Annotated in this window: 19 protein-coding genes; 12 read left to right on the forward strand and 7 right to left on the reverse strand. The window is 68.1% G+C overall.

The features are described 5' to 3' along the window. Positions 1 to 64 precede the first annotated feature (64 nt). Entirely contained in the window at positions 65 to 850 is a 786-nt protein-coding gene (gene cobA, locus Verru16B_RS06065; protein WP_069961449.1) for a uroporphyrinogen-III C-methyltransferase, read from the forward strand. Positions 851 to 920: 70 nt separating this feature from the next. On the opposite strand, the gene Verru16B_RS06070 is transcribed toward cobA, so the two are convergent. From Verru16B_RS06070 to Verru16B_RS06080, 3 genes are all read right to left on the reverse strand, one after another. Then, positions 921 to 1,724: a sirohydrochlorin chelatase gene (locus Verru16B_RS06070; protein WP_069961450.1), complete on the reverse strand. Its 804-nt coding sequence runs from the start codon at positions 1,722 to 1,724 to the stop codon at positions 921 to 923. A 130-nt stretch (positions 1,725 to 1,854) separates the two neighbouring features. Next, complete coding sequence (locus Verru16B_RS06075) at positions 1,855 to 3,543, reverse strand: mucoidy inhibitor MuiA family protein (protein WP_069961451.1); 1,689 nt, start codon at positions 3,541 to 3,543, stop codon at positions 1,855 to 1,857. Between the two features lie 76 nt (positions 3,544 to 3,619). Continuing rightward, positions 3,620 to 5,164, reverse strand: coding sequence for a sialate O-acetylesterase (locus Verru16B_RS06080; protein ID WP_069961452.1), 1,545 nt, complete (start codon positions 5,162 to 5,164; stop codon positions 3,620 to 3,622). An 83-nt stretch (positions 5,165 to 5,247) separates the two neighbouring features. Here Verru16B_RS06080 and Verru16B_RS06085 point away from each other — a divergent pair, with 83 nt between their 5' ends. The 3 genes from Verru16B_RS06085 to Verru16B_RS06095 all read left to right on the forward strand — a co-directional run bounded on the left by Verru16B_RS06085 (position 5,248) and on the right by Verru16B_RS06095 (position 7,118). Continuing rightward, positions 5,248 to 5,547, forward strand: a complete 300-nt coding sequence (locus tag Verru16B_RS06085) for a Dabb family protein (protein WP_069961453.1) — start codon at positions 5,248 to 5,250, stop codon at positions 5,545 to 5,547. Between the two features lie 96 nt (positions 5,548 to 5,643). Continuing rightward, positions 5,644 to 6,486 carry an SDR family NAD(P)-dependent oxidoreductase gene (locus Verru16B_RS06090; RefSeq protein ID WP_069961454.1) on the forward strand — a complete coding sequence of 281 codons (843 nt, stop codon included), beginning with the start codon at positions 5,644 to 5,646 and terminating at the stop codon, positions 6,484 to 6,486. Between the two features lie 152 nt (positions 6,487 to 6,638). After that, positions 6,639 to 7,118 carry a TspO/MBR family protein gene (locus Verru16B_RS06095; RefSeq protein ID WP_069961455.1) on the forward strand — a complete coding sequence of 160 codons (480 nt, stop codon included), beginning with the start codon at positions 6,639 to 6,641 and terminating at the stop codon, positions 7,116 to 7,118. Between the two features lie 63 nt (positions 7,119 to 7,181). Here the strand turns inward: Verru16B_RS06095 and Verru16B_RS06100 are convergent, their stop codons facing one another. Continuing rightward, entirely contained in the window at positions 7,182 to 8,669 is a 1,488-nt protein-coding gene (locus Verru16B_RS06100; RefSeq protein WP_069961456.1) for an excinuclease ABC subunit UvrC, read from the reverse strand. A 129-nt stretch (positions 8,670 to 8,798) separates the two neighbouring features. On the opposite strand from Verru16B_RS06100, the gene Verru16B_RS06105 reads away from it, so the two are divergent. From Verru16B_RS06105 to bamJ, 6 genes are all read left to right on the forward strand, one after another. Then, positions 8,799 to 10,121, forward strand: coding sequence for a CinA family nicotinamide mononucleotide deamidase-related protein (locus tag Verru16B_RS06105; protein ID WP_083270145.1), 1,323 nt, complete (start codon positions 8,799 to 8,801; stop codon positions 10,119 to 10,121). A 105-nt stretch (positions 10,122 to 10,226) separates the two neighbouring features. Then, on the forward strand, positions 10,227 to 11,342 hold the full coding sequence (gene holA / locus Verru16B_RS06110) for a DNA polymerase III subunit delta (RefSeq protein WP_069961457.1): 1,116 nt from the start codon (positions 10,227 to 10,229) through the stop codon (positions 11,340 to 11,342). A gap of 143 nt (positions 11,343 to 11,485) precedes the next feature. Next, positions 11,486 to 12,931 carry an adenylosuccinate lyase gene (purB, locus tag Verru16B_RS06115; protein ID WP_237023479.1) on the forward strand — a complete coding sequence of 482 codons (1,446 nt, stop codon included), beginning with the start codon at positions 11,486 to 11,488 and terminating at the stop codon, positions 12,929 to 12,931. A gap of 243 nt (positions 12,932 to 13,174) precedes the next feature. After that, positions 13,175 to 14,434: a 6-phosphofructokinase gene (locus Verru16B_RS06120; protein ID WP_069961458.1), complete on the forward strand. Its 1,260-nt coding sequence runs from the start codon at positions 13,175 to 13,177 to the stop codon at positions 14,432 to 14,434. 202 nt (positions 14,435 to 14,636) lie between these two features. Continuing rightward, positions 14,637 to 15,869: a SpoIIE family protein phosphatase gene (locus Verru16B_RS06125; RefSeq protein WP_169829279.1), complete on the forward strand. Its 1,233-nt coding sequence runs from the start codon at positions 14,637 to 14,639 to the stop codon at positions 15,867 to 15,869. An 86-nt stretch (positions 15,870 to 15,955) separates the two neighbouring features. After that, positions 15,956 to 16,666, forward strand: coding sequence for a BamJ family beta-barrel-assembly machinery protein (gene bamJ, locus Verru16B_RS06130; protein ID WP_083270146.1), 711 nt, complete (start codon positions 15,956 to 15,958; stop codon positions 16,664 to 16,666). Between the two features lie 50 nt (positions 16,667 to 16,716). Here bamJ and Verru16B_RS06135 read toward each other — a convergent pair whose 3' ends face one another. After that, a complete protein-coding gene (locus Verru16B_RS06135) occupies positions 16,717 to 18,456 on the reverse strand; it encodes an HDOD domain-containing protein (protein ID WP_169829280.1) in 1,740 nt (579 codons plus the stop codon). 229 nt (positions 18,457 to 18,685) lie between these two features. Here Verru16B_RS06135 and Verru16B_RS06140 point away from each other — a divergent pair, with 229 nt between their 5' ends. Beyond that, on the forward strand, positions 18,686 to 20,269 hold the full coding sequence (locus tag Verru16B_RS06140) for a serine hydrolase (protein ID WP_218918812.1): 1,584 nt from the start codon (positions 18,686 to 18,688) through the stop codon (positions 20,267 to 20,269). A 103-nt stretch (positions 20,270 to 20,372) separates the two neighbouring features. After that, positions 20,373 to 20,894, forward strand: a complete 522-nt coding sequence (gene gpt, locus Verru16B_RS06145) for a xanthine phosphoribosyltransferase (protein WP_069961461.1) — start codon at positions 20,373 to 20,375, stop codon at positions 20,892 to 20,894. 32 nt (positions 20,895 to 20,926) lie between these two features. Here the strand turns inward: gpt and Verru16B_RS06150 are convergent, their stop codons facing one another. Both Verru16B_RS06150 and Verru16B_RS06155 read right to left on the reverse strand, forming a co-directional pair. After that, complete coding sequence (locus tag Verru16B_RS06150; RefSeq protein ID WP_218918813.1) at positions 20,927 to 21,388, reverse strand: DUF3224 domain-containing protein; 462 nt, start codon at positions 21,386 to 21,388, stop codon at positions 20,927 to 20,929. A 66-nt stretch (positions 21,389 to 21,454) separates the two neighbouring features. Next, a complete protein-coding gene (locus Verru16B_RS06155; RefSeq protein ID WP_069961462.1) occupies positions 21,455 to 21,847 on the reverse strand; it encodes a hypothetical protein in 393 nt (130 codons plus the stop codon). Positions 21,848 to 21,872: the final 25 nt, after the last annotated feature.

Here is a 21,872-nt window from a genome sequence, read left to right on the forward strand (position 1 = left end):
GAGAACGCTTGCCACTATACCGAAAAGATAAAGAATAAAAGAGGTCATACTTACTAAAGAAGTCATGTTAACAACACAAGATGCTGCCAAAAAAGGATTTGTCTGGCTCGTTGGAGCCGGTCCTGGGGCGGCTGACTTGATCACTTTGCGGGGTTTGAAGCTGCTGCAAGGCGCCGAGGCCGTGGTCTATGACGAGTTGGCCAACGGGGATTTGCTGCAGAACTGCCCGGCCGGCTGCGAGCTGCACGCGGTCGGAAAGCGGGCGGGAAAGCACAGCGCCACGCAGGGCGAGATCAACGCCCTGCTGGTCAGCTTGGGGTCCGCCGGGAAGAAAGTGGTGCGCCTCAAGGGTGGCGATCCGCTGGTGTTTGGCCGGGCCGGCGAAGAGATCGAGGCGCTGCGGGCCGCCGGTCTGAGCTTTGAGATCGTGCCGGGTGTGACGGCGGCGACGGCTTCGGCGGCGGCGCTGGGGCTGCCGCTGACGCATCGCGATTTTTCCTCGGCCGTGGTCTTCGTGACCGGACACCAGTGCGCCGCCAACACGGATGCGCTCGATTGGGGCGCGTTGGCCCGGCTGCGGGCGACGCTTTGTTTCTACATGGGGGTGCGACGCCTGCCGGAGATCGCGCACAACCTGCTCCACCACGGAATGGCCGCGGCCATGCCGCTGGCGCTCATCAGCGAGGCCACGCGGTCGACCCAAAAAATCACGATCACCACGCTCGGGGAGGCGGAGCGGATGGCGCCGGAGGAAATCGTGCAGCCCGCGCTCGTCGTGATCGGCGAGGTGGTACGGCTGGCGGATTTTGCGGACCGGGTGCCGGGGATGGTGGCAAAAGCCGCGGGCTGAATCCAACCGACGGCGAGGTCGCCGTCGCTCCAAAGAGGAAATGGAGCGTGGGCGACCCCGCCCGCGGGGATTATCGCGCCGCTGCCCGCCAGCGGTCGGCGAGGATGTCGAGCAGCAGCGGGTGTTCCGCGACCAAGGCGGTCATCGTCGTGTGCAGGGCGCCACCGCTGGCGGTCTCGGCCTCGCGGCAGATCTCCGCGACATCGCCGGTCGGGCCGGCATGGCGGCCGGGCAGGAGGAACTGCATCGCGATGGTTACATCGCCGGCGTGCCAACCGGGTTGACGCAGCAGGCGAGCCAGCAAGGGCTCACAGAAATCATAGGCCGAGCCCTCCCGGCGTTCCATGCTGCAGGGGGCGACGGTGTAGGCGGGGCCGAGTTGCCCCGCCAGCTGGCAGGCGAGTTCGTTGCGGACCTCCGTGACGGCTCGGGCGGGGCTGCCGTGGTCGACGAGGGCGACGCGGCGGGAGGGGAGGGCGCGGACCTGGTCGGCGAGGATGCGGGCGAGGCGGTCGTCCTCGGCGGCGAAGAGAGGGGCGGCCACCGTCACGTTCAGGGCGGGGTATTTCGTGCGCAGGTGGGCCAGGCGCTTGGGCAGGTAGTCGGTCAGGGCGCCGCTCGGGCCGAAGAACAGGGGGACAAGCACGAATTCATGCTGGCCGGCGGCGAGCCGGCGCTCGAGGGCGGGCTCGAAGATCTCCGCCGGGGTGCCGTCGAGTTTCTCCGCGGGGACCGCGCTGGAGTGGAGCAGTGAGATGGGTTCGACGGGCTGCCCGATGCACGCGGCGAGGGCCGCTGCCAACCGGCGCAGGCCGAGCGTGGCGGCCGGCTCGAGCGAGCCGTTGTCCATGAGGATCGTGAGTGAGGCGGGCATGGGTTCTGGCTGACGCTTAACCAGTGGCGTCACATGTCAAATTGTAGGGCGGGGACTCCGATCCCCGCCGGCCTGCGTAGGCGTCAACACGGTCGAGGCGGGGTGCGGAGACCCCGCCCTACAGGGAGAATCACTCCAAACCCGCGACATTCACGTCGTTGTCGTGCTCGATGGTGAACTTCACCGTGAGCTCGCGCTTCTCGCCGGGCTTGAGGTCGAGGGTCCACTTGAGCGTGCCCTCGTCGGTGGGCTTCACTTCCTTGGCGTCGGGGGAGAGGAGCTTCACCACGATCTTCTCGTTGCGGGAGAGCGGCACTTGATCGGCGACGATCACGCGCTCGCTGGTCTTCTTGTTGTTCTGGACGGTGATCAGGTATTCGTAGGTGATCCGCTTGCCCGAGTTGGTCAGGCCGGTGTCCTCGGTGAACTTGGTCACGCGCTTGTGCTTGATGGCGATGCCGTCGTCCACGCCGAGGGCGAGGTCGAATTTCTCGCCGCTCATGACGGTGCGCAGGGCGCTGGTGGCGACGAAGGTGCCGTCGAGGAAGACGTTCATCGCGCCGGCGAGCAGCGGGAACTCGGAGCTGTTGACTACCTTCGAGGTGAGGAAGGCCGCGGCCTGGCGCTTCGGCACGGTGAGGTACTCGGGCACGGCCTTGAGGCTCGCCGTCGTGACCGGGACTTTCTGGGGCGAGTTGTCGCTGGGGATGCTGGTGCTGACGGCGATCTTGAACGAGGCACTGGTGGCGCCGGCCTCGAGGGTGGCGGTGGCGAAGGCGGCATCCTGCATCTCCTCGGCCATGCCCCCGGCGTTGCTGGTGAGGGTTTGCATGTTCACCGCCGATGGCGCGCTGGCCATTTTGGCCATCCGCTGTTCGTCACGGCGGGAGCGCTCGGCCTGCTCGCGCAGGGCGATGGGATTGTAGATATCCAGCTGCCATACGTTCAGTACGGGGGCGGCGCCGCCGAGAGACGGGCGGGCGGTGGAGAGGGTGAGGGCGACATCCTGCCAGTCTTCGCCGGTGCTTTGGCGGACAAGGCCGAAGTAGTCGAGCTGCACGAGGCGTTCGCTGCTGGCGACGCGCGCGTCGTAGCCCGGCACCCAGGAGGCACCGGGGACGGTGTAGGCGAGCGAGACATCAAGCGAGCCGGCCTGGGCGGCGGCGACGCGGACGGTCACCGTCTTGAAGGCCCGGCCGCCGGCGCCGCGCAGCTCGTTGAGCTGGTTTTGCACGGTGTTGGTCCGGTTCTGCAGCTCCTCGCGCTGTTCATCGAGGGTGGCGCGGTCGGTGGTGATCTTGGCTTTCTGTTCGGAGAGGTAGGCGAGGGCGGTGGTGAACTGGTTGAGTTCGGGCCGGGGCACATCCTTGGTCGGTGGGGCGAAGAGGGCGGTCTCCATGCGGTCGAGCGAGGCGGCGGAGGCGTTGAGGAGATTGTGGCGGTCGTCGAGGCCGCGCATTTGTTTGCCGAGGCTGCGGAGCTGGTCCTCGAGTTCCTTCACGCGGGCGTCGGGCGTGTAGTCGACGTAGGTCTGGCGCGTGCTGACATCGAGGATGGTGGCCTGGGCGGTACCCGTGCCGCTGACCTGCAGCGACTGCTCGTTGAGGGCCTGGGGCAGGTTGGAGAAGACGAGCTCGACGGTGCCGGGGGTGAGCTGGGCCGTGGCGGTGCGGGTGACGACGGCGCGATCCTGGTAGACGGTGACGGCGGAGATGCGGGAGTCGACGGCGCGGCCGGTCTCGGGGCTGGCCGGCGCGGCGGACAAGCGGAGGCCGGAGGAAAGAAGACAGAGAGACAGAAGCAGACGGGAGGTTTTCATGAAGGGAGAGATAAGACGGTGAGGGGGAGACGCGTCGTGGAACCTTTCCTTAGGCGGATCGGTCGTGAAAAAACAATTACTCCCAATCGTCCGTGCGGAAGGGAACGGCGGGCAGACCGGCGGCGTTGTACAGGGACACGGTCGGGGTGTTGGTGAAGGCGTGGCGCACGGCCACCGGCTCGGGGACCGCGGGTGAGCTCACGAGCACGGAGGTGCCCTCGATTGTCACGGTGGCCGGGTGGAACACGCGGTCGGCGCCGGCGATCGTGAAGCCGGTGATCGCGGGGGTCCGGCTGTTCAGGCCGGTGGCGTCGGTGAAGCGTACGCGGAGGGCGGCGCCCTCGCGGGTGACGGCCTGCGGGGCCGGGCCCGAGTCGACGACGTCGCGCACGCCGTGGATGCGCGCGAGGGCGAGGCGGGCGAGGCGGTCGCCGACCGGGACCTTGTCCTGCGGGTGCAGATCGAGGGGCTCCGTGCCGTCGATGATCACAGCCAGGCCGGCGGCAGGCGTGCGGTGCACGGCGAGTTCCTGCGCCTCGCGCAGGTAGGCCCAGCCCGTGCCGGTTTCCTTGTCCCAGCCCTCGAAGTTGGGCAGTTGCACGACGAGGAACGGGAAATCGCCCTGCGGCCAGGCTGCGCGCCACGCACCGATCATCGCGGGCAGCAAGTCCGCGTAGTCGCGGTGGCGGCCGACGTTGGACTCGCCCTGGTACCAGAGGGCGCCGCGGAGGGCGTAGGGAGCGAACGGGGCGATCATGCCGTTGAAGAGCCGGGCGGGGGCGAAGCCGGAGCCGGGGCCCATGGGCGGGCGCGGCCACGCCATCGTGACGGGTGTGCCTTTGATCCGGTAATCCTCCTGCGCCTGCTGCCACGCGGCGTCGAGAGCGGGCTGAACCGCGTAACGCTCGGGCCACACGGCCAGCGACTCCTGCCATTGCTTGTTCAGGGCCGGCCAGCCGCGCGTGGTACGCAGGACCGGCTCGGGGATCCAGGACTCGATGGCCGTGCCGCCCCAAGAGGCGTTGATCAGGCCGACGGGCACCTGGAGTTTTTCGGCCAGCTGTTGCGCAAAGTAGTACCCCACCGCGGTGAAGGCGCCGAGCGTATCGGGTCCGGCGACCTGCCAACCGCTATGGTTCACGCGGGACACGGGCAGATCGGCGCCGACGTGGTCCACGCGAAGGTGGCGGAGCAGCGGGTTGGCGGGTTTGTTCTGCTCGACCGCAAAAAGCTTCGGTGAGCTGTGCATGCCCCACTCCATGTTGGACTGGCCCGAAGCGAGCCAGACCTCGCCCACCACCACGTCGCGCAGGGTGATGTGGGTGTGGCCGCGGGTCACCACGAGGTCGGCGCCGGTGGCGTTGGCCGGCATCGCGGCAAGGTCGGCGCGCCACAGACCGCTGGCGTTGACCTGGGTGCGCACGGTCTGGCCGGCAAAGGTGATGGTCACGGTGGCGCCGGGCTGGTCGTCCCAACCCCAGACCGGGACGGCGACCTCGCGCTGGAGCACGGCGTGGTCGGTGAAGGGCGGGGCAATTTCAAGGGCGGCGGCGAGGCCGGGCAGAAGGGCGAGGACGGAAAACAGCGGGGGGAGCAACCGGAGCGGGCGGGACGGTTTCATGGGGTGCACCAGCCAAGCCGGAGGTCGCGGGACTCGCAATAGGCATTTGCCACCGCGCGCGCCCGGTGTTTCCTCGGGGGACCATGCTTTACCACTGTGTTTACTTCTGGCTGAAACCCGAGCTCACCGCGGAGCAGCGCGCGGAATTCCGCCGCGGCGTCGAGACCCTCAAGGGGATCAAGAGCGCCGCTCAGGTGGCGGTCGGGGTGCCCGCCAAGACCACGCCGCGGCCGGTGATCGACGCGAGCTACGACGTGGCACTCGTCGTGGTGTGCGCAGATGTCGCCGCCGAGGCCGCCTACCAGGTGGATCCGCTGCACCTCGCCTTCGTGGCGAATTTCAAGACCTATTGGACGCGGGTGCAGATCTACGATTCGGAATAAGGCCTCCGGTTGAACCACGAAGTCCCGAAGAGACAAAGCAGACCCCCAGCCCCGGGCCCTGAGGTTCGGATTGAATAGCAGGAAAACCCAACCCACATGCCCGCCCTCACCACCCAGGTCGTGATCGTCACCGGCGCCTCTTCCGGCATCGGCGAGGCCACGGTGCGGCGGCTGGTGCGCGGCGGCGCGCGGGTGGTTATCACGGCGCGGCGGCAGGACCGGTTGGAGGCGCTGGCGCGCGAGGTGGACCAGACGGGCATCTCGGTGCTGGCCGTGGCGGGTGACATCACCAGCGACGCCGATCGGCAAAAAATCCTGGCGGCCGCGCTGGCCAAGTTCGGCCGGGTGGACGCGCTGGTGAACAACGCCGGCTACGGCACGCGCGGCCCGGTCGAGATTGTCCCGGTCGACCTGATCCGACAAAACTACGAGACCAACCTCTTTGCGCTGATCGCGCTCACGCAGCTCGTGCTGCCGGGCATGCGGGAGCGCGGCACGGGTTGCATCGTGAACATCGGCTCCGTGGCCGGCCGGATCGCGCGGCCGCTCTCGAGCGTCTACGACTCGACCAAGCACGCCCTCGAGGCGATCACCGACGGACTGCGCGGCGAACTGCAACCCTTCGGCGTGCGCGTGAGCCTCATCCGGCCGGGCTTCATCCTCACGGAGTTCATCGAGGCGGCGAACGCCGTGTCGGCCGAGGTGATCGCGCAGGCCGGACCGTACGCGCCGTATTACCGCGGCTACCACGAGGGCACGACCAAGCTCCGCGCCTTCGCCGGCACGCCCGACGACATCGCGCGGCTGGTGGAAAAGGCGCTGGTGAGCGACAACCCCGCGCCGCGCTACAACGGACCTTTCCACGCGAAGGTTTTCCTGTTCCTCCGCTGGCTGCTGCCGAGGCGAGTCATTGGCTGGATGACGCGGCTGAAGACTTGAGCGGTTGGCCACCAAAAACACGGGAAAGGCAAAAAGAGCATGAAGCTGCCGCGGCCGGCGGTTCTCCCAGGGTTCGATTTTATGATTCTCGTGTTTTTTTGGGCCAAACCCTGCGTGAATCTGTCGGAAGCTCTCGGACGTAGTCCAAAACGATGAATGTTTCCTCTGCCCGTGGCTCCTGGTTCGTGCTGGCCGGTTTTATCACCGCCGCTTTCGTGGCGGGAGCCATCGGCTCGGCGGCGACGTTCGAAAACGTCCGCACGTGGTATCCGACCCTCACGAAGCCGTCATGGAACCCGCCCGGCTGGATCTTCGGCCCGGTGTGGACGACGTTGTATGGGCTGATGGGCGTGGCGGTCTGGCGGGCGTGGCGCACCGGCCCGGCGGCGCGGCCGTTGGTGAGGCTCTATTTCGTGCAGCTGGTGTGCAACGCGCTCTGGTCGGTGCTGTTCTTCGGCCTCAAGCAACCGGCGTGGGCTCTGGTCGACATCCTTGCGCTGCTGGGGTGCCTCCTCTGGCTGCAACGCGGCTTCTGGCGGACGGACCGTCTGGCCGGCGCGCTCTGGGTACCTTATGTGCTGTGGGTGAGCTTCGCGACGGTGCTCAATGCGACAATCGTGCGGCTGAATTGACGGCCCGCAGGGACGCGGGCCCTCCCGTTGGAGGCAGGCGTGGGATTCGGGGCTGAGGGCGGATCAGTCCGGGATCACCGTGGTGGGTTTGGCTTCGTGGAGGAAAGCGTGCAGCTCGGCGGCGAATTTAGCGCCGAAGCCATCGAGTTCGGCGATCTGGTCGGCACTGGCGCTGCGGAGCCGGTCGATGGAGCCGAAGTGGGCGAGGAGCGCGGTTTTCCGCTTTTCGCCGAGGCCGGGGAAGTCGTCCAGGATGCTCTCCCGGATCTTCCGCGAGCGGAGGTCGGCGTTGTAGGTGTTGGCGAAACGGTGGGCCTCGTCGCGCAAGCGCTGGAGCAGGTTCAGGCCGGGGTGGCCGAGCGGAAGGTTGAGCGGGGCGCGCGCGTCGGGGAAGATGATCGTCTCGTGCTTTTTCGCGAGGCCGATGAGGGCCGGCGGCGGCGAGTCGAGCGCGACGAAGGCCTTGAGCGCGGCGGCAATCTGGCCGCGGCCGCCGTCGATCACGATGAGGTCGGGGAAAAGTTTTTGCTCAGCGAGCAGGCGCCGGTAGCGGCGGCCCACGACCTCCTCCATGGCGCGGAAGTCGTCGTTACCGATGAAGCTCTTGATCTGGAAGCGCCGGTAGTGGTCCTTGTCCGGTGAGCCGTCGGTGAAGTGCACCATGGACGCCACGACGAAGGTGCCGCTGATGTGCGAGATGTCGAAGCACTCCATGTGCACCGGCGGCGACTCCAGGCCGAGGGCCTCCTGCAGGGCGCGCAGGGCCTCGGCGTTGGGCTGCAGCTTCGTCAGGTCACGGGTGAACTTGCGCGTGCGGGCCAGCGTGCGCTCGAGCGCGAGCACCACGTCGCGCAACTCGGCGGCCTTCTCGAACTCCTGTTTATCGGACCGGGCCTGCATTTCGTCGCGCAGGGCCTTGAGCCATTCGCGCGACTTGCCGTCGAGGAAGGCGCAGGCCTGCGCCACGCGTTCCTGGTAATCCGCGGCGCTGACCTCGTTGGGCCAGGTGGTGAGCTCGGCGCGCACGTCGTCGTAAAGGCGCCAGCGGCCGTCGGGGAGCTTGACCGGGTGGGTGTCGCCGAGGAGCACGCCGAACTGTTTCCGCATGGAGGCGAGCGTGCGGCGCAGGAGCCCGGAGTGGGCGAAGGGCCCGAAGTAGCGCGAGCGGTCGTCCTTGCGGAAGCGGGTGAGGGTGAAGCGCGGCAGCTCGTCGGCGGGGTTGAGGCGGACGAGGAGGAAGCGCTTGTCGTCGGTGAAGTCGGTGTTGTATTTCGGCCGCCACTGCTTGATCAGCTTGCCCTCGAGCAGGAGGGCCTCGGGCTCGGACTTCACCTCGATGATCTCGAAGTCCTCGATCATCTCGATCAGGGTGCGGATCTTGGGCTGGTGGCGCAGGGCGCGGGTCCGCCCGGCCTGGAAGTAGGAGGAGACGCGCTTCTTCAGGCTCTTGGCCTTGCCCACGTAGATGATGCGACCGAGGCGGTCCTTCATCAGGTAGACGCCCGGGGACTCGGGCAGGGCGCGGACTTTCTCCTTGAGGTCGACGGACATCGCCGGAGAGGGAGCACGAAAGCGGGCAAAAGTCAGCTTCCGCTTGTTGGACGGGGGTATGCAGGCCGGGGCGCCCGCAGGCTGGCATTTTGCGGGAAAGGGGGTACGGTGCCCCAGTTAGTTCAGTAAATGGCACACATTCCGGCACACTCCGATCCCGCGCGCCAAGGCGCGCCGACAACTTCCTCACGCTACGAACTCCTCACCCTCGGTGACGAGCTGCTGCTTGGGTTGACGGCGAATGCCCACCTCACGTGGATCGGCGCCCAGTTGGGCCGGCGCGGCGTGCAGTTGCAGCGCAACGTGACGGTGACGGACGAGGCCGACGCCATCGCCGCGCAGTTTCGCGAGAGCTGGGCGCGGGCGGATGTCGTCATCACGACGGGTGGCCTGGGCCCGACCTGCGACGACCGCACGCGCGAGGTTCTCGCCGCGGTGCTGGGTCAGAAACTGGTATTCGACCCGCGGACGGAAGAGGCCATCCGGGCCCGCTTCGCGAAGTTCCAGCGCGTGCCGACGGCGAACAACCTGAAGCAGGCCTATCGTTTTGAGCGCGGCGAGGTGCTGCCCAATGCCAACGGCACGGCCCCCGGCCTCTGGGTCGAACAAGAGGGCAAGCTGCTCATCATGCTGCCGGGCCCCCCGAACGAATTGCAGCCGATGTTCACCGAGCAGGTCATCCCGCGCCTGGCGGCGCGGGGCAAACTCTCGGACCAGGAAGCCTACATCCAGATCCGCTCGATCGGCATCGGCGAGTCGGCGCTGGAAACGATGTTCGAGTGCACCTTCAGCCGCAGTCCGGGGCTGGGCATCGCCTTTTGCGCCCACCAGGGGCAGGTGGACTGCCGCATCAGCTCCCCCGACGGGCGGTATGGGATGGAAAAGCTCCGCGCGATCGCCAGCGAGTGCGCGGCGCTGCTCGGCGACAATCTCCTGTGTTTCGGCCATGACAGCATCGCGCAGGTGGTGGCGGACCAGCTCAAGCAGCAGGGCCGCACGCTCGCGGTGGCCGAGGCCAGCACGGGCGGCATGCTGGCCAACGCCTTCGCCGACCTCTGCGGCGCCTGCAAATTTTTCCAGGGCGGCATCGTCAGCACGAGCAATGAGGCCAAGATGCTCATGCTGGAGTGTCCGGAGTGCCTCCTGAAGCAGCATGGTGCGGTCAGCCCCGAGTGTGCCGTCGCGATGGCGAGCGGCGTGGCGGAGAAGCTGGGCGCCGACTACGGCCTGGCGATCACCGGTTTCTCCGGCCCCTGCACGGGCGGAGGCGAGAATCCCCTCGGCAGCATCTATATCGGCCTGCACAGCCCCCACGGTGACTGGGCCAAGCAGCTGACCTACCCCGGCCCGCGCGCCGCGGTGAAGCAGCGCGCGATCAACGACGCGATCGACTGGTTGCGGCGGGAGGTGCTGAAGGAAACGCACCGCATCGCCGCCCCGCAGGTGAACTGAGGGGGCCTGGTTGCAGGGCGGGAGCTCTACATCCCGCCCTTCAGTTGAAATGCCATAAAAATTCGGCGTGCGCTTTGGGAGGATTCGTGGGCAAATCACCGACCGATGCCTCCCGCCGCCACCAAAGCCTTCGTCTTCGTCTGCGGACCCGACGACTTCCTCGTCGGGCGCGTGGGCCGGGAGCGGTTCGACGCCCTGGTGGCCGAGGCGCAGGCCGACGATTTTTCCCGTGAGATCATCAACGGGTTTGCCGGCAACCTGGAGGAGGTGGAGACCGCGGTGAACCGCTTTCGCGATGCCGTGCAGACCGTGCCGATGTTCGGCGGCAAGCGCGTGGTGTGGCTCAAGGACGTGAGTTTCCTCGCGGACAACGTGACCGGCCGGGCCGAGGGCACGCTCAAGCAGGTCGAGGCACTGCAGGAGATCCTGGCCAAGGTGAATCCGGATGAGGTCTCCGTGGTGGTGACCGCGGCACCGGTGGACCGCCGCCGCAGTTTTCCGAAGTGGTGCGAGGCGAACGGCGATTTCACGCTGGCGGGCGGCGACGGGGACAATGCCGTCGAGGCCCTGGCGGGCGTGGCCCTGGCGGAGGCGCGCGCGTTTGGCGTCACGTTCGGCGAGGGGGCCGTGGAGGTGCTGCTCACCAAGGTCGGCGCCAACACGCGGCTCATCACGGAAGAGGTGCGCAAGCTGGCGACCTACGTGGGGCAGGAGGGCGGGGTGATCGAGGCGGCGCAGGTGATCGAGCTCACGCCCAACATGGCGGAGGGTGATTTCTTCGAGTCGGCCGAGCGGTTCTTTGCCGGCGACCTGCACGGCACCCTGCGCGCGCTGACGCAGCATTTCTTCACCGGCGGCGACGCCCGCCCCGTGCTCTCGTCGCTGCAGAACCGCAACCGCATCCTGATCCAGGCGCGCGTGCTGATCGATGCCGGCGACCTGCGCGCGCCCGGTCCCTACGGTTTCGACAAGGCGGCCTGGGCGCGCGCGCAGGGCGCCTACGCGAAGCACTTCGGCGGGGACGCCGAGAAAAGTGGCTACAACCTCTTCACGCAGAACCAGTGGTATGTCGGCAAGCTGGTCGGCACGGGCCGGTTGCCGCCGCTGCGCCGGCTGATCGACAACCAGCAGGAGTTCATCGCGGCGTTCGAGGAAATCATCCGCCGGCCCAATGATCAGGAAACCGTCCTGCGCGAGATGGCGGTGCGGTGTTTGACGTAAGGGTCGCGGTTGATGGGCGCACAGGGTATCACGGGCGCGGCCCAGCGGGAGCTGGGCCCTCCCACAAGGCAGGGGATCCCGCGGCCTACCTGACACGGTTTGCCATTGGCAAGGGGGCGGGCGGGGGCTAACGCTTTCCGGTCTTGAACCACCCGACGTCCACCCCCGCCACCGATCCCATTCCCAACGTGCTCGCCGAGCGTTATGCCTCGCGCGCGATGCAGGAGATCTGGTCGGCGCACGGACGCATCCTGCTGGAACGGGACTTCTGGATCGCGGTGATGAAGGCGCAGCGCGACCTCGGGGTCGCCATCCCGGCCGAGGCGATCAAGGATTACGAGCGCGTGCGCGATGACGTCAGCCTCGAACGCATCAAGGAGCGCGAGCGGGTCACCCTCCACGACGTGAAGGCCCGCCTGGAGGAGTTTTCCGACCTGGCCAGCCGCCAGTTCATCCACCTCGGGCTGACCAGCCGCGACCTCACGGAGAACGTCGAGCAGCTGCAGGTCGCCCGCGCACTGAAGCTCGTGCAGTTCAAGGCCGTGGCCGCGCTCCATCTCCTCGCCCAGCGCGCCGCCGAATACCGCGACGTCATGCTCACCGGCCGGACGCACAACGTGCCCGCGCAGCCGACCACGCTGGGCAAGCGCCTCGCCATGTTTGGCCAGGAGCTGCAGCTGGCCCACGACCGGCTCGATAACCTCATCGCCCGCTACCCGGTGCGCGGCCTCAAGGGCGCGGTCGGCACGCAGCTGGACCAGCTCACGCTGCTCGGGGGGGACACCGACAAGGTGGACCAGCTCGAGGGCCGCATCATCAAGCACCTCGGTTTCAAGGCGGCCTTCGGCGCCGTGGGCCAGGTCTACCCGCGCTCGCTCGATTTCGACACGGTGAGCGCGCTGCACCAGGTGGGGGCCGCGGCCGCCAGCTGCGCGACCACGCTTCGCCTCATGGCCGGGGCGGGCCTGCTGACTGAGGGTTTCCAGGAAGGGCAGGTGGGCTCGTCCGCGATGCCGCACAAGGTCAACGCCCGCAACTGCGAGCGCGTCTGCGGCTTTTCGACCATCCTCTCCGGTTATGTCACGATGACGGCGGCCCTCGCCGGCCACCAGTGGAACGAGGGTGATGTGTCGTGCTCGGTGGTGCGCCGCGTGGCGCTGCCCGATGCCTTCTACGCGATCGACGGCCTGTTCGAGACCTTCCTCACCGTGCTGCGCCAGCTGGAGGCGTTCCCCGCCGCCATCGCGGCCGAGAACCAGCGCAACCTGCCCTTCCTCGCCACGACCACGATCCTGATGGAGGCCGTAAAGAACGGCGCCGGTCGCGAGACCGCCCACGAGGCGATCAAGGAACATGCGCTGGCGGCCGCCAAGGCCCTGCGTTTGGGCGGAGACGCCGATCTGCTGGCCCGCTTGGCCGGCGACAAGCGCGTCGGCCTGGGCAAGAAAAAGCTCACGGAGGTCCTGCGCCAGAACGAGCGTTTTGTCGGCGCGGCCCCGCACCAGGTGGATGCCTTTGTGGCCGCGGTCGCCCCGCTGGTGAAAAAGCACAAGGGCGCCGCCGAGTACCGGCCGGGCAAGCTGCTCTGACGTCATTTTGTAGGGCGGGGTCGCGGACCCCGCCTTGCGTTCGAACATGATAGAGCGGGAGAGGCGGGGTTGCTCCGCCCTCTCCGCCAAGCCTCCGTCGGCGCCCCGCCCTACAGTCGAGCCGTTGCGCTCGGGTCGCCCTAAATCCCCCCGGCCGGGAGATTTGGTTTGCCAGTCCCCGGGGCGGGGCCTTTTTTGACCCTTCGCGTTCATTTAGATACCAGCTTTAACCACACCCACACCATGGCAGAAGAACTCCAAGGCAACTGTCTCATCGGCCAGACCGGCGGCCCGACCGCCGTCATCAACGCCAGCGTCGCCGGCGTTGTCGCCGAAGCCCTCAATCATTCGTGCATTGAGGAAGTCTACGGCGCGCTCAACGGCGTGCACGGCCTCCTGAACGAGGACCTCGTGGACCTCGCCTCCGAGTCGCAGCAGGCGATCCGCGGCCTCCGCTATACGCCCGGCGCCGCCCTGGGCTCCTGCCGCACCAAGCTCAAGAAGCCGGCCGATTTCGACCGCGTGCTCGAGGTCTTCAAGGCCCACAACATCCGTTACTATTTCCACATCGGCGACGGCGACTCCCAGGAGACCGCGGTCAAGCTCGGCGAGACCGCCGCGGCCGCCGGCTACGAGCTCCGCGTCATCGGCATCCCGAAGACGATCGAGAACGACATTTCCGCCACGGACCACTGCCCCGGCTACGGCAGCGCCGTGAAGTTCATCGCCGCCAGCGTCAAGGAGCTCGCGCTCGACGCCGAGGCGATCGGCCAGGGCGACCTCGTGACGCTCGTCGAGGTCATGGGCCGCAACACCGGCTGGCTCGCCGCCGGCGCCTCGCTGGCCAAGCGCCGCGACCACCCGAACGATCCCCCGCACCTCGTCTATCTCCCGGAAGTCCCCTTCAGCAACGAGAAGTTCGTCGAGGATGTCCGCCGCGTGCTCAAGCGCGAGAAACACTGCGTGGTCGTCGTGGGCGAGGGCCTCGTGGACAAGGACGGCAACTACGTTTCCGTCGAGACCAGCGCGTCCGATCCGGCGGGCCATGCCCAGCTCGGCGGCGTGGGTGAGGCGCTCAAGGATCTCGTGGAGTCCCAGGTCGGCGCGAAGGCCCGCGTGGCCCGCTTCGGCGTCGCCCAGCGCGCCGCCGCCCACCTGGCGTCCAAGACCGACGCCGACGAGGCGTTCCTCGCCGGCCAGGCCGCCGTCAAGGCGGCGGTCAACGGCGAGACCGGCAAGCTCGTCACGCTCGTGCGTGGTGACGGCGATGTCTACACCTGCGAGACCGGCCTGAGCGCCCTCAGCGATGTGGTCGGCAACCTCAAGAAGCTCCCGAAGGAGTGGGTCAATGAGGACGGTGTCAGCCTGAACTTCCAGTTCTTCCGCTACGCCACCCCGCTCATCCAGGGCGAGGTCGCGGTGCCGTTCGACAACGGCCTGCCGGCCTACGCCAAGCTCACCCGCGAGAGTGTCGACAAGACGCTCCCGGGCTACGAGGGCTGAGCGCCGCAACCCGATTGATTTCCGAGAGCCGGTCCGCGAGGGCCGGCTCTTTTTTTGTCAGGGCCGCGAAAATCACATGGCGGGGTCGCCGTCGCGCCCAGGAATGATGGAGCGCGGGCGAACTCGCCCTCGGTCGGGTTGACCCTTGCCCCAAAAAACCCTCGCGTGACCCGCGCTGGCGTCGATGATGGGCGTACCCGCCATGGACAGCAGCCCCATCCCGGTCCTGATTGTGGACGACGACCCGACGACCACGGCGGTGCTCCGGGGTTTGGTGCGTAACCTGGGCGGGGGCCTGACCTGCGAGGCAACCTGCGTGGCCACCGGGGCCGCGGCGCGCGTGGAATTTAAGCGCGGCGGCCATGCGCTCGTGCTGCTCGATTATCTGCTGCCGGATGAGGACGGGCTCACGCTGCTCGCGGCCGTGCACGCGCTGCCCGAGGACCGGCGCCCGGTCGTGATCATGCTGACCGGGGCGGGGAGCGAGCAGGTGGCGGTCGAGGCGATGAAGCTCGGCGCGAAGGATTACCTGGTGAAGACGGCGCTCAACCTGCCCACGCTGCGCCGGGCTATTCTCGGGGCGCTCGAGCGCCGGCGGCTCGAGGAGCAGCTGGCCGAGTCCACCGCGTTGCTGCGCCGCCAGCACGCCCAGTTGGAGGCGGATCTCACCATGGCGCGCGAGGTGCAGCAGGCGCTGCTGCCCCAGGGTTACCCGGTGTTCCCGGCTGACGCGGCCCCCGCGGACAGCCGGCTGCGGTTCTGCCACCACTGGATTCCCAGCCACCAGGTGGCGGGGGATTTTTTCACCGTGTTTCCGGTGTCGGCCACCGCGGCCGGCGTGTTCCAGTGCGATGTGATGGGGCACGGCGTGCGCGCCGCGCTGATCACGGCGTTGTTGCGCGGGTTGATCCGCGAGCAGCAGGCGCTCGCGGGCGACCCGGGCGCCTTCCTCGGCGCGCTGAACGCCCAGCTCCACGCGTTGCTCGCGCGTGTCGGCGACCTCGTCTTTGTGACCGCGGTGTATCTGGTGGCCGACGCTGCGGCCGGCGAGGTGCGCCTGGCCAACGCGGGGCATCCCACGCCGTTGCACCTGGAACGCGGGGCCGGCCGGGTGACCCCGTGCACGCTGCCCGACGGGCCCGGCCCGGCGCTCGGGCTCATGCCGGAATTTGTCTACGCCACCGCGCGGCGTCCGCTGGCGCCCGGCGACGCCGTGTTGCTGTTCACGGACGGGATCTATGAGGTGGAAGGGGGGGATGGTGAGCAGTTCGGCCAGGACCGGCTGCGCGAGGCCGTGGCCGCCCGGCTGGCCCAGCGCTCCGGCGAAGTCCTCGACGGGCTGCTGGCCGAGGTGCAGGCGTGGCGTCCTCCCGGCATCGGCGGTTTGCCCGACGACGTTTGCCTCGTGGCGGTGGATTGCGCGCCGGTCGGCTGAGCGGCGGCAATCCCGGTCTTGTGTTGCCGCGCGCGGTCGTTTTCTGTCGCGGGCCTGTTTCCTTTCCTGCCACCGTCCACCCACCCATGACCCTCCACTCCCCCGTCATCCGCGCCACGCTCGCCGTCCTTGTTCTCTCCCTCACCGCCTGCGGCAAGAAGCCGGCGGAGGCCCCGGCCCCGAAGGCGGCGGTCATTGAGTCGGTCGACCAGAAGGTGAGCTATGGCATCGGTTTCAACATCGGTTCCGGCCTCGCCCGGGACCGCGCACTCGCGGTGGACCAGGCGGCGCTCTTCGCCGGCGTCAGCGACGGCCTGGCCAAGGCCGAGACCCGGGTGAAGGAAGCGGACCTCGAGGCGGCTTTCCAGGCGATGCAGCAAAAGATGACCGCGGCGCTCGCGGCCGAGGGGGAAAAGCAGCTCGCCGAGGGGCAGGCCTATCTTGCCCAAAACAAGGCCAAGCCGGGCGTGACCGTGACGGCCTCGGGGCTCCAGTATGAGTTGCTGGCCACCGGCACCGGCGCCAAGCCGAAGGAAACCGACACGGTGAAGGTCCACTATCACGGCATGCTGACGAACGGCACCGTCTTTGACAGCTCGGTGCAACGCGGTGAGCCGGTCGAGTTCCCGCTCACCCGGGTGATCTCGGGCTGGACCGAGGCCCTCCAGCTGATGTCGGTCGGCGACAAGTGGAAGCTCACGATCCCGGCGGGGCTGGCCTACGGCTCGCAGCCGAAGGGCGACATCCCGCCGAATTCCGTTCTGATCTTCGAGGTCGAGCTGCTCGGGATCCAGTAAGGATCTGACAGGCGTTTCCGCGACCGCGGCTACACGTCGTTCAGGCCGCGCTACGGGGCGGCCTCGGCGACGAGTTCGCCGACGGTGCCGGCCTGGTGGCCGCTGAGCTCCGTGCGCAGGCGGCCGCACTGGGCGTGGATCTTCGCCTCGAAATTCGGCAGGTTGAAGCTGGGGTAGAGTCCCTCGCTGAGAACGCGCCACTGCGCGGTCGCCTCAATCGGCTTGGCGGTGTCGAGGACCGGATCCCCGCTGGCGCCGACGCCGTTCTGACGGCAGAGCTTGCGGGCGAGCGACACGATGGCGGCGAGCTGTATGTCCTCGGTGATGGCGGCCGGATCGTCGATGCCGCGGAGGACATTGATGAAGCGGCGGGAGAGCCCGAAGCGTTCGCCGAAGTGCACGCCCAGGTGGTTGCCGGTGCAGCCGAGAAAGAGTTTTTCCGCGTCGTGGAGGCGGAGGCGCTGGGTGTGGGCGTGCTGGAGGATGGCCTGGAAGCCGGCGGGGTGGAGGTGGGCGAGGATCAGCCGGCCGATGTCGTGGAGCTGGCCGGCGACGCGGGCCACGGGCTCGAGGCTGTAGAACTCGAGGTCGTGGCAGATGGCCTGGGCGATGCGCGCGACGCCGCGCTGGAAGGTCCAGTAATGCGGCCAGTTGAACGTGGGAGGCAGGTTGAGCCGGCGTTCCTCCACGACGACCAATCCGCGCGCCTGCTGCTCGAGCCGCAGTTCGCCGAGCTGGCCGACGGCGAGCCGGGCGTCCTCGATGAAGTTGTCGCCGGCCTGCGGGGGATGGGCCTGGTTGGCCGCGATCAGCATCTGGACGGTCAGGCCGGGGTCGCGGGCGACCAGGTCCATGAGCGGGTTGATGCAGGAGGGATGGCCGTTGGCGATCATCTGGAACGCGGCGGCGGCGGAGTCGATCACCGGGCAGCCGGGCAGGGCCTCGATCTCGCGCTGGAGCTGGGCCCAGGGCAGGACCGGGCAGCGTCCTTCCGCGGGGGCGGCGAGCCAGTTGGCCCGGTCCTGGGCCTCCTCGACGGTCATGTCGGTGGTCTCGACGTAGAAATCGGGCGACGCCGCGTGGTCGGGATCGAGCCGGCTGGCGAGGAGAAGGATGGCGTAGTCGAGATTCTCGAGGTCACTGGACCAGAGGGACCAGCGGTTCTCCCCGGCGTGTTCGATCATCTGGGTCAGGGCCTCCACGACGGCCCAGGCGCCGGCGGCCTCGGCCTGCTGGCGCAGGGGGGTCACCCGGTTGGAGGCGAGGCGGCTGTCGGCCATGGCCTCGCATTGTTGGAGGGGCAGGCGCGCGAGGCCGAGGTCGCGATGCAGCGCCGCGAGCTGGTCATGCAGGGCGGCGGGCGTGAGGCCCATGAGGCGGCAGAATGATTTTTCCTCCTCGAAGAAGCGGTTGCGCCACGGGTCGATCGCGGCCTTGTCGATCTCGGCGAAGATGTCCTCGTCGTGATACGGTTTCACGAGGAAGTTCTGGACGCGGAGATTGACGGCGAGGCGCACGGCATCGCGGTCGCCATGACCGGTGTAGACGACGACCGGGAGGTGTTGCAGGCAGGGATCGGCGCGCAGTTTCTGGACGAGGGACAGGCCGTTGCCGCTGCCCTCGAGCTTCAAGCCGGTGAAGAGCAGGTCCACCCCGGGATTCCGGCGGAGGAAGGTCCAGGCGGCGCCGGGGCTGTCGACGGCGACGAAACGATGCTCCCCGCGGGCGAGGATGCCATGCATGGCTCGCCTCGCCGTCTCGCTGGGGTCGACAAGTAGAATGCGGGCCATGGGACGGGGTAACGCAGTGGCGTCCGCCAGCGACGGGGCCGAGGGCGGACATTTGTGCGTCAGGGAAGCCATCGTCTCCCGCCGGGCGGGGCTTGAGGTAAAAACCCGGTCTAGTCCGGCCGGGCGCGCCCGGCCAACGGCTTCGGATTGTAAAATGCGCCCGACCCGCCGGGTGCTGGGGTCGCTCGGACTTTGACAATACCCGGGTGGGGTGGGAAATCATGAGGTCATGAAGATGATCCTGCGGGCGGTTCTGGTATGCGTCGTCGGGTTGACTGGCCTACGGGCAGCGGAGCGCCCCGCGGGGCTCCATGATTTCGACGCCTATGTGGCGCGGGTGCAGCAGGAGTTCGACGTGCCGGGCCTGGCGGTGGCGATCGTCAAGGACGGCGAGGTGGTGCTGGCGCAGGGTTACGGCGTGCGCGAACTGGGCCGGCCCGAGCCGGTGGATGGGCGCACGCTGTTCGCGATCGCGTCGAACACCAAGGCCTTCACCGCGGCCGGGCTCGCGATCCTGATGGACGAAGGGAAGGTGGCTTGGGATGACCGCGTGACGGAGCGCCTGCCGTGGTTCCGGATGAGCGACCCGTACGTGACGGCCGAGATGACCGTGCGCGACCTGCTCACGCACCGCAGCGGCCTGGCCCTCGGGGCGGGCGACCTGCTGTTCTGGCCGGCGACGGATCTCACGACCCGCGAGGTGGTGGAGCGGCTGCGGTTCGTGCCGCTGGCGAACAGTTTCCGCGCCGAGTACGCCTACGACAACATCCTGTACGCCGCGGCCGGGCTGGTGCTCGAGGAAGTGTCGGGGATGAGCTGGAAGGATTTCATGCGGCAGCGGATCTTCGCGCCGGTAGGCATGACGGACTCGCTGGTGAACTGGCTGGACCTGCCTCCCGGTGGCAACGCCGCGATGGGGCACGCCAAATACGATTTCAAGGATCTCAAGCCCGTGCCGCCGCTGGCGTGGGACAACGCGTCGGCCGCCGGCGGCATCTATTCGAGCGCGCAGGACATGGCCAAGTGGGTGCGGGTGCAGCTCGCCGGCGGCCGGTTGCCGGCGGGCGCCGACGGCAAGGAGGCGGTGCTGTTCCAGCCGGCCCGACAGAAGGCGATGTGGTCGCTCGTGACGCCCATGGGGATCGGCGAACCCAAGATCGAGGCGCTCAAGGTCACGCGGCCGAACTTCCGCGGTTACGGCCTGGGGTGGGACCTCGCGGACTACCGCGGCCGCAAGGTGGTTTCGCATACCGGCGGCTGGCCGGGGCAGGTGTCGAAGGTTGCGCTCATCCCCGAGCTGGGGCTGGGCGTGGTGGTGCTGACCAACGCTGAGTCGGGCGCGGCGTTCCAGGCGGTGAGCCTGCGGGTGCTCGACGCCTACCTCGGGGCGCCGGCGACCGACTGGGTGGCGGCCTACGCCGAGCTGATGAAGCAGGGGCAGGGCAACGCGGACGAGTCGTGGGCGAAGCTGGTGGCCGGGCGCGCGGCGGACTCGACGCCCTCGCTGCCGCTGGCGAAGTACGCCGGCACCTACCGCGACGTGTGGCGCGGGGATGTCTTCATCGAGGAAAAGGACGGGAAGCTCGCGATGCGTTTCAGCCGGACGGAGAAGCTCACCGGCGACTTGGAGCACTGGCAGCACGACACCTTCATCGTGCGCTGGCACGACCGGTCGCACAACGCGGACGCCTTCGTGACCTTCGCCCTGACGCCCGCCGGCGGGATCGACCAAGTGAAGATGGAGGCGATTTCGCCGCTGACGGACTTCAGCTTCGATTTCCACGACCTCGTGCTGAAGCCGGTGGCGCCGTGACGCCCGGCCGGCCACGCGGCCGGAGCCTGACTGTTTTTTGGCATTTTGCCTCCTGATTCCGAAGGAGGGTTGACGCCGGCGTGGGCCGGGTTTGCGATCCGGCATGTCCTCCGACCCCACCTCGCGCTACGACGACGAAATTGTCATTTCCTGGGCCGAGTTGCACCGGGACGCCCGGTACCTGTCCAAGCAGCTCCATGCGCTGGGCAGCTGGCGAGGGATCATCGCGATCACGCGCGGCGGCCTGGTGCCGGCGGCGCTGGTGGCGCGCGAGCTGGAGATCCGTCTGATCGACACGGTGTGTGTCACGAGCTACGGCGCGGCCGGTGGCGGCGCCGAGCAGCACCAGGGCGAGGCCACGGTGCTGAAGGGCGTGACGGGCGACGGCGACGGTTTTCTGCTGGTGGACGACCTGGTGGACACGGGGCGCACGGCGAAGATCGTGCGGCAGATGCTGCCCAAGGCGCATTTCGCGACCCTCTACGCCAAGCCCCTCGGGCGGCCGATCGTCGACACCTGCGTGAAGGAATTCAAACAGAACAAGTGGATCTTCTTTCCCTGGGACATCGAGTACCGCTTCGCGCGCCCGATCAAAGACGGCGGCGGGGACACGGCGAAGGGCTGAGGCGAGGGGAGCCCGTTGGGGCCAGAACGGGATCAGCCCGGTTCCGGCAGCGTGTAGTCGAAGGTGTAGGTGTGGCTGCCGTCGGCGGCGATCTGTATGTCCATCGTGCCGGTGAGGCCGGTGAGCCCGGCGGTGCCGGAGTCCGGCACGACGGTGATGCTTAATGAGGGGGTTCCGCGGTTCATCGTGCCCGTGTGCTGCAGATAAAATGTGCCGCTGCGGCCGGCGATCGAACCGGTCACCTTTTCGATGGCGACATAGCCGGCCGAACCCTTGGTCGTGGTCATGGCGACGAGCATCTCGCCCGTGGCGGTGGCGGTGAGGTCGCCGGTGTAGCTTTTGTCGAGGGTGAAGCGGGCCTCGCCGGCCGGGGTCATCTTCACTTCGAAAGCCCCGGCGGCGCGGGTCGGGCCGGGGGCCGCGATGGGCTGGGCGGACGACAGGGCCGCAGTGGCCAGGCCGAGGGCCAGGGTGGCGAGAAGGGGTTTGGTCATGACGGTCAGCCTAGCACAGGGGTCTGACAGCGTGATGTCAGGAGCAATTTTAGCCGCCGGCCCGATTCAGAAGAGGCCGCGCCACCGACCCACCAGCCACGGGGCAAAAAACAGCACGAGCATGCCGAAGCCCAGCAAGCCGCCCCGGCGCAGGTCGAAGTCCGACAAGATGCGTTCCCAGCTCGCATGAAAGACGAAACGCCCGAGGGAGATTTCAAAGGTTAGCATGCCCGCGAGCCACAGGCCACCGATGGCCCAGGCGTCGGAGGGGGTGGCTGGCGCGAGCCAGGGCAGCGTGAACCAGGCGATGGTCAGGATGAGAAGGGAGGCGGTGCCGACACTGAGCTGACGGGCCCGATGGTCGCCCACGCGGCGGTTGAGCAGCCGGACGCGCAGGATGCCATGCACGGTCTCGGCCAGTGCAATCAACCCACAGACGAGCAGGGCCCGTATAAGCATCAGGGTTCCAGGCTAGGCGAGGAAA

It is taken from the genome of Lacunisphaera limnophila, from assembly GCF_001746835.1.
Taxonomy (GTDB): Bacteria; Verrucomicrobiota; Verrucomicrobiia; order Opitutales; family Opitutaceae; genus Lacunisphaera; species Lacunisphaera limnophila.

Bases quoted from the DNA above. Each gene is read 5' to 3' on its own strand.
- Verru16B_RS06125 (WP_169829279.1), top strand. From the start codon at position 14,637: ATGGACAGCAGCCCCATCCCGGTCCTGATTGTGGACGACGACCCGACG.
- Verru16B_RS06075 (WP_069961451.1), bottom strand. From the start codon at position 3,543: ATGAAAACCTCCCGTCTGCTTCTGTCTCTCTGTCTTCTTTCCTCCGGC.
- Verru16B_RS06140 (WP_218918812.1), top strand. From the start codon at position 18,686: ATGAAGATGATCCTGCGGGCGGTTCTGGTATGCGTCGTCGGGTTGACT.
- Verru16B_RS06095 (WP_069961455.1), top strand. From the start codon at position 6,639: ATGAATGTTTCCTCTGCCCGTGGCTCCTGGTTCGTGCTGGCCGGTTTT.
- Verru16B_RS06105 (WP_083270145.1), top strand. From the start codon at position 8,799: ATGGCACACATTCCGGCACACTCCGATCCCGCGCGCCAAGGCGCGCCG.
- Verru16B_RS06080 (WP_069961452.1), bottom strand. From the start codon at position 5,164: ATGAAACCGTCCCGCCCGCTCCGGTTGCTCCCCCCGCTGTTTTCCGTC.
- Verru16B_RS06155 (WP_069961462.1), bottom strand. From the start codon at position 21,847: ATGCTTATACGGGCCCTGCTCGTCTGTGGGTTGATTGCACTGGCCGAG.
- Verru16B_RS06120 (WP_069961458.1), top strand. From the start codon at position 13,175: ATGGCAGAAGAACTCCAAGGCAACTGTCTCATCGGCCAGACCGGCGGC.
- Verru16B_RS06100 (WP_069961456.1), bottom strand. From the start codon at position 8,669: ATGTCCGTCGACCTCAAGGAGAAAGTCCGCGCCCTGCCCGAGTCCCCG.
- gpt (WP_069961461.1), top strand. From the start codon at position 20,373: ATGTCCTCCGACCCCACCTCGCGCTACGACGACGAAATTGTCATTTCC.
- holA (WP_069961457.1), top strand. From the start codon at position 10,227: ATGCCTCCCGCCGCCACCAAAGCCTTCGTCTTCGTCTGCGGACCCGAC.
- bamJ (WP_083270146.1), top strand. From the start codon at position 15,956: ATGACCCTCCACTCCCCCGTCATCCGCGCCACGCTCGCCGTCCTTGTT.
- Verru16B_RS06150 (WP_218918813.1), bottom strand. From the start codon at position 21,388: ATGACCAAACCCCTTCTCGCCACCCTGGCCCTCGGCCTGGCCACTGCG.
- Verru16B_RS06070 (WP_069961450.1), bottom strand. From the start codon at position 1,724: ATGCCCGCCTCACTCACGATCCTCATGGACAACGGCTCGCTCGAGCCG.
- Verru16B_RS06085 (WP_069961453.1), top strand. From the start codon at position 5,248: ATGCTTTACCACTGTGTTTACTTCTGGCTGAAACCCGAGCTCACCGCG.
- cobA (WP_069961449.1), top strand. From the start codon at position 65: ATGTTAACAACACAAGATGCTGCCAAAAAAGGATTTGTCTGGCTCGTT.
- Verru16B_RS06135 (WP_169829280.1), bottom strand. From the start codon at position 18,456: ATGGCCCGCATTCTACTTGTCGACCCCAGCGAGACGGCGAGGCGAGCC.
- Verru16B_RS06090 (WP_069961454.1), top strand. From the start codon at position 5,644: ATGCCCGCCCTCACCACCCAGGTCGTGATCGTCACCGGCGCCTCTTCC.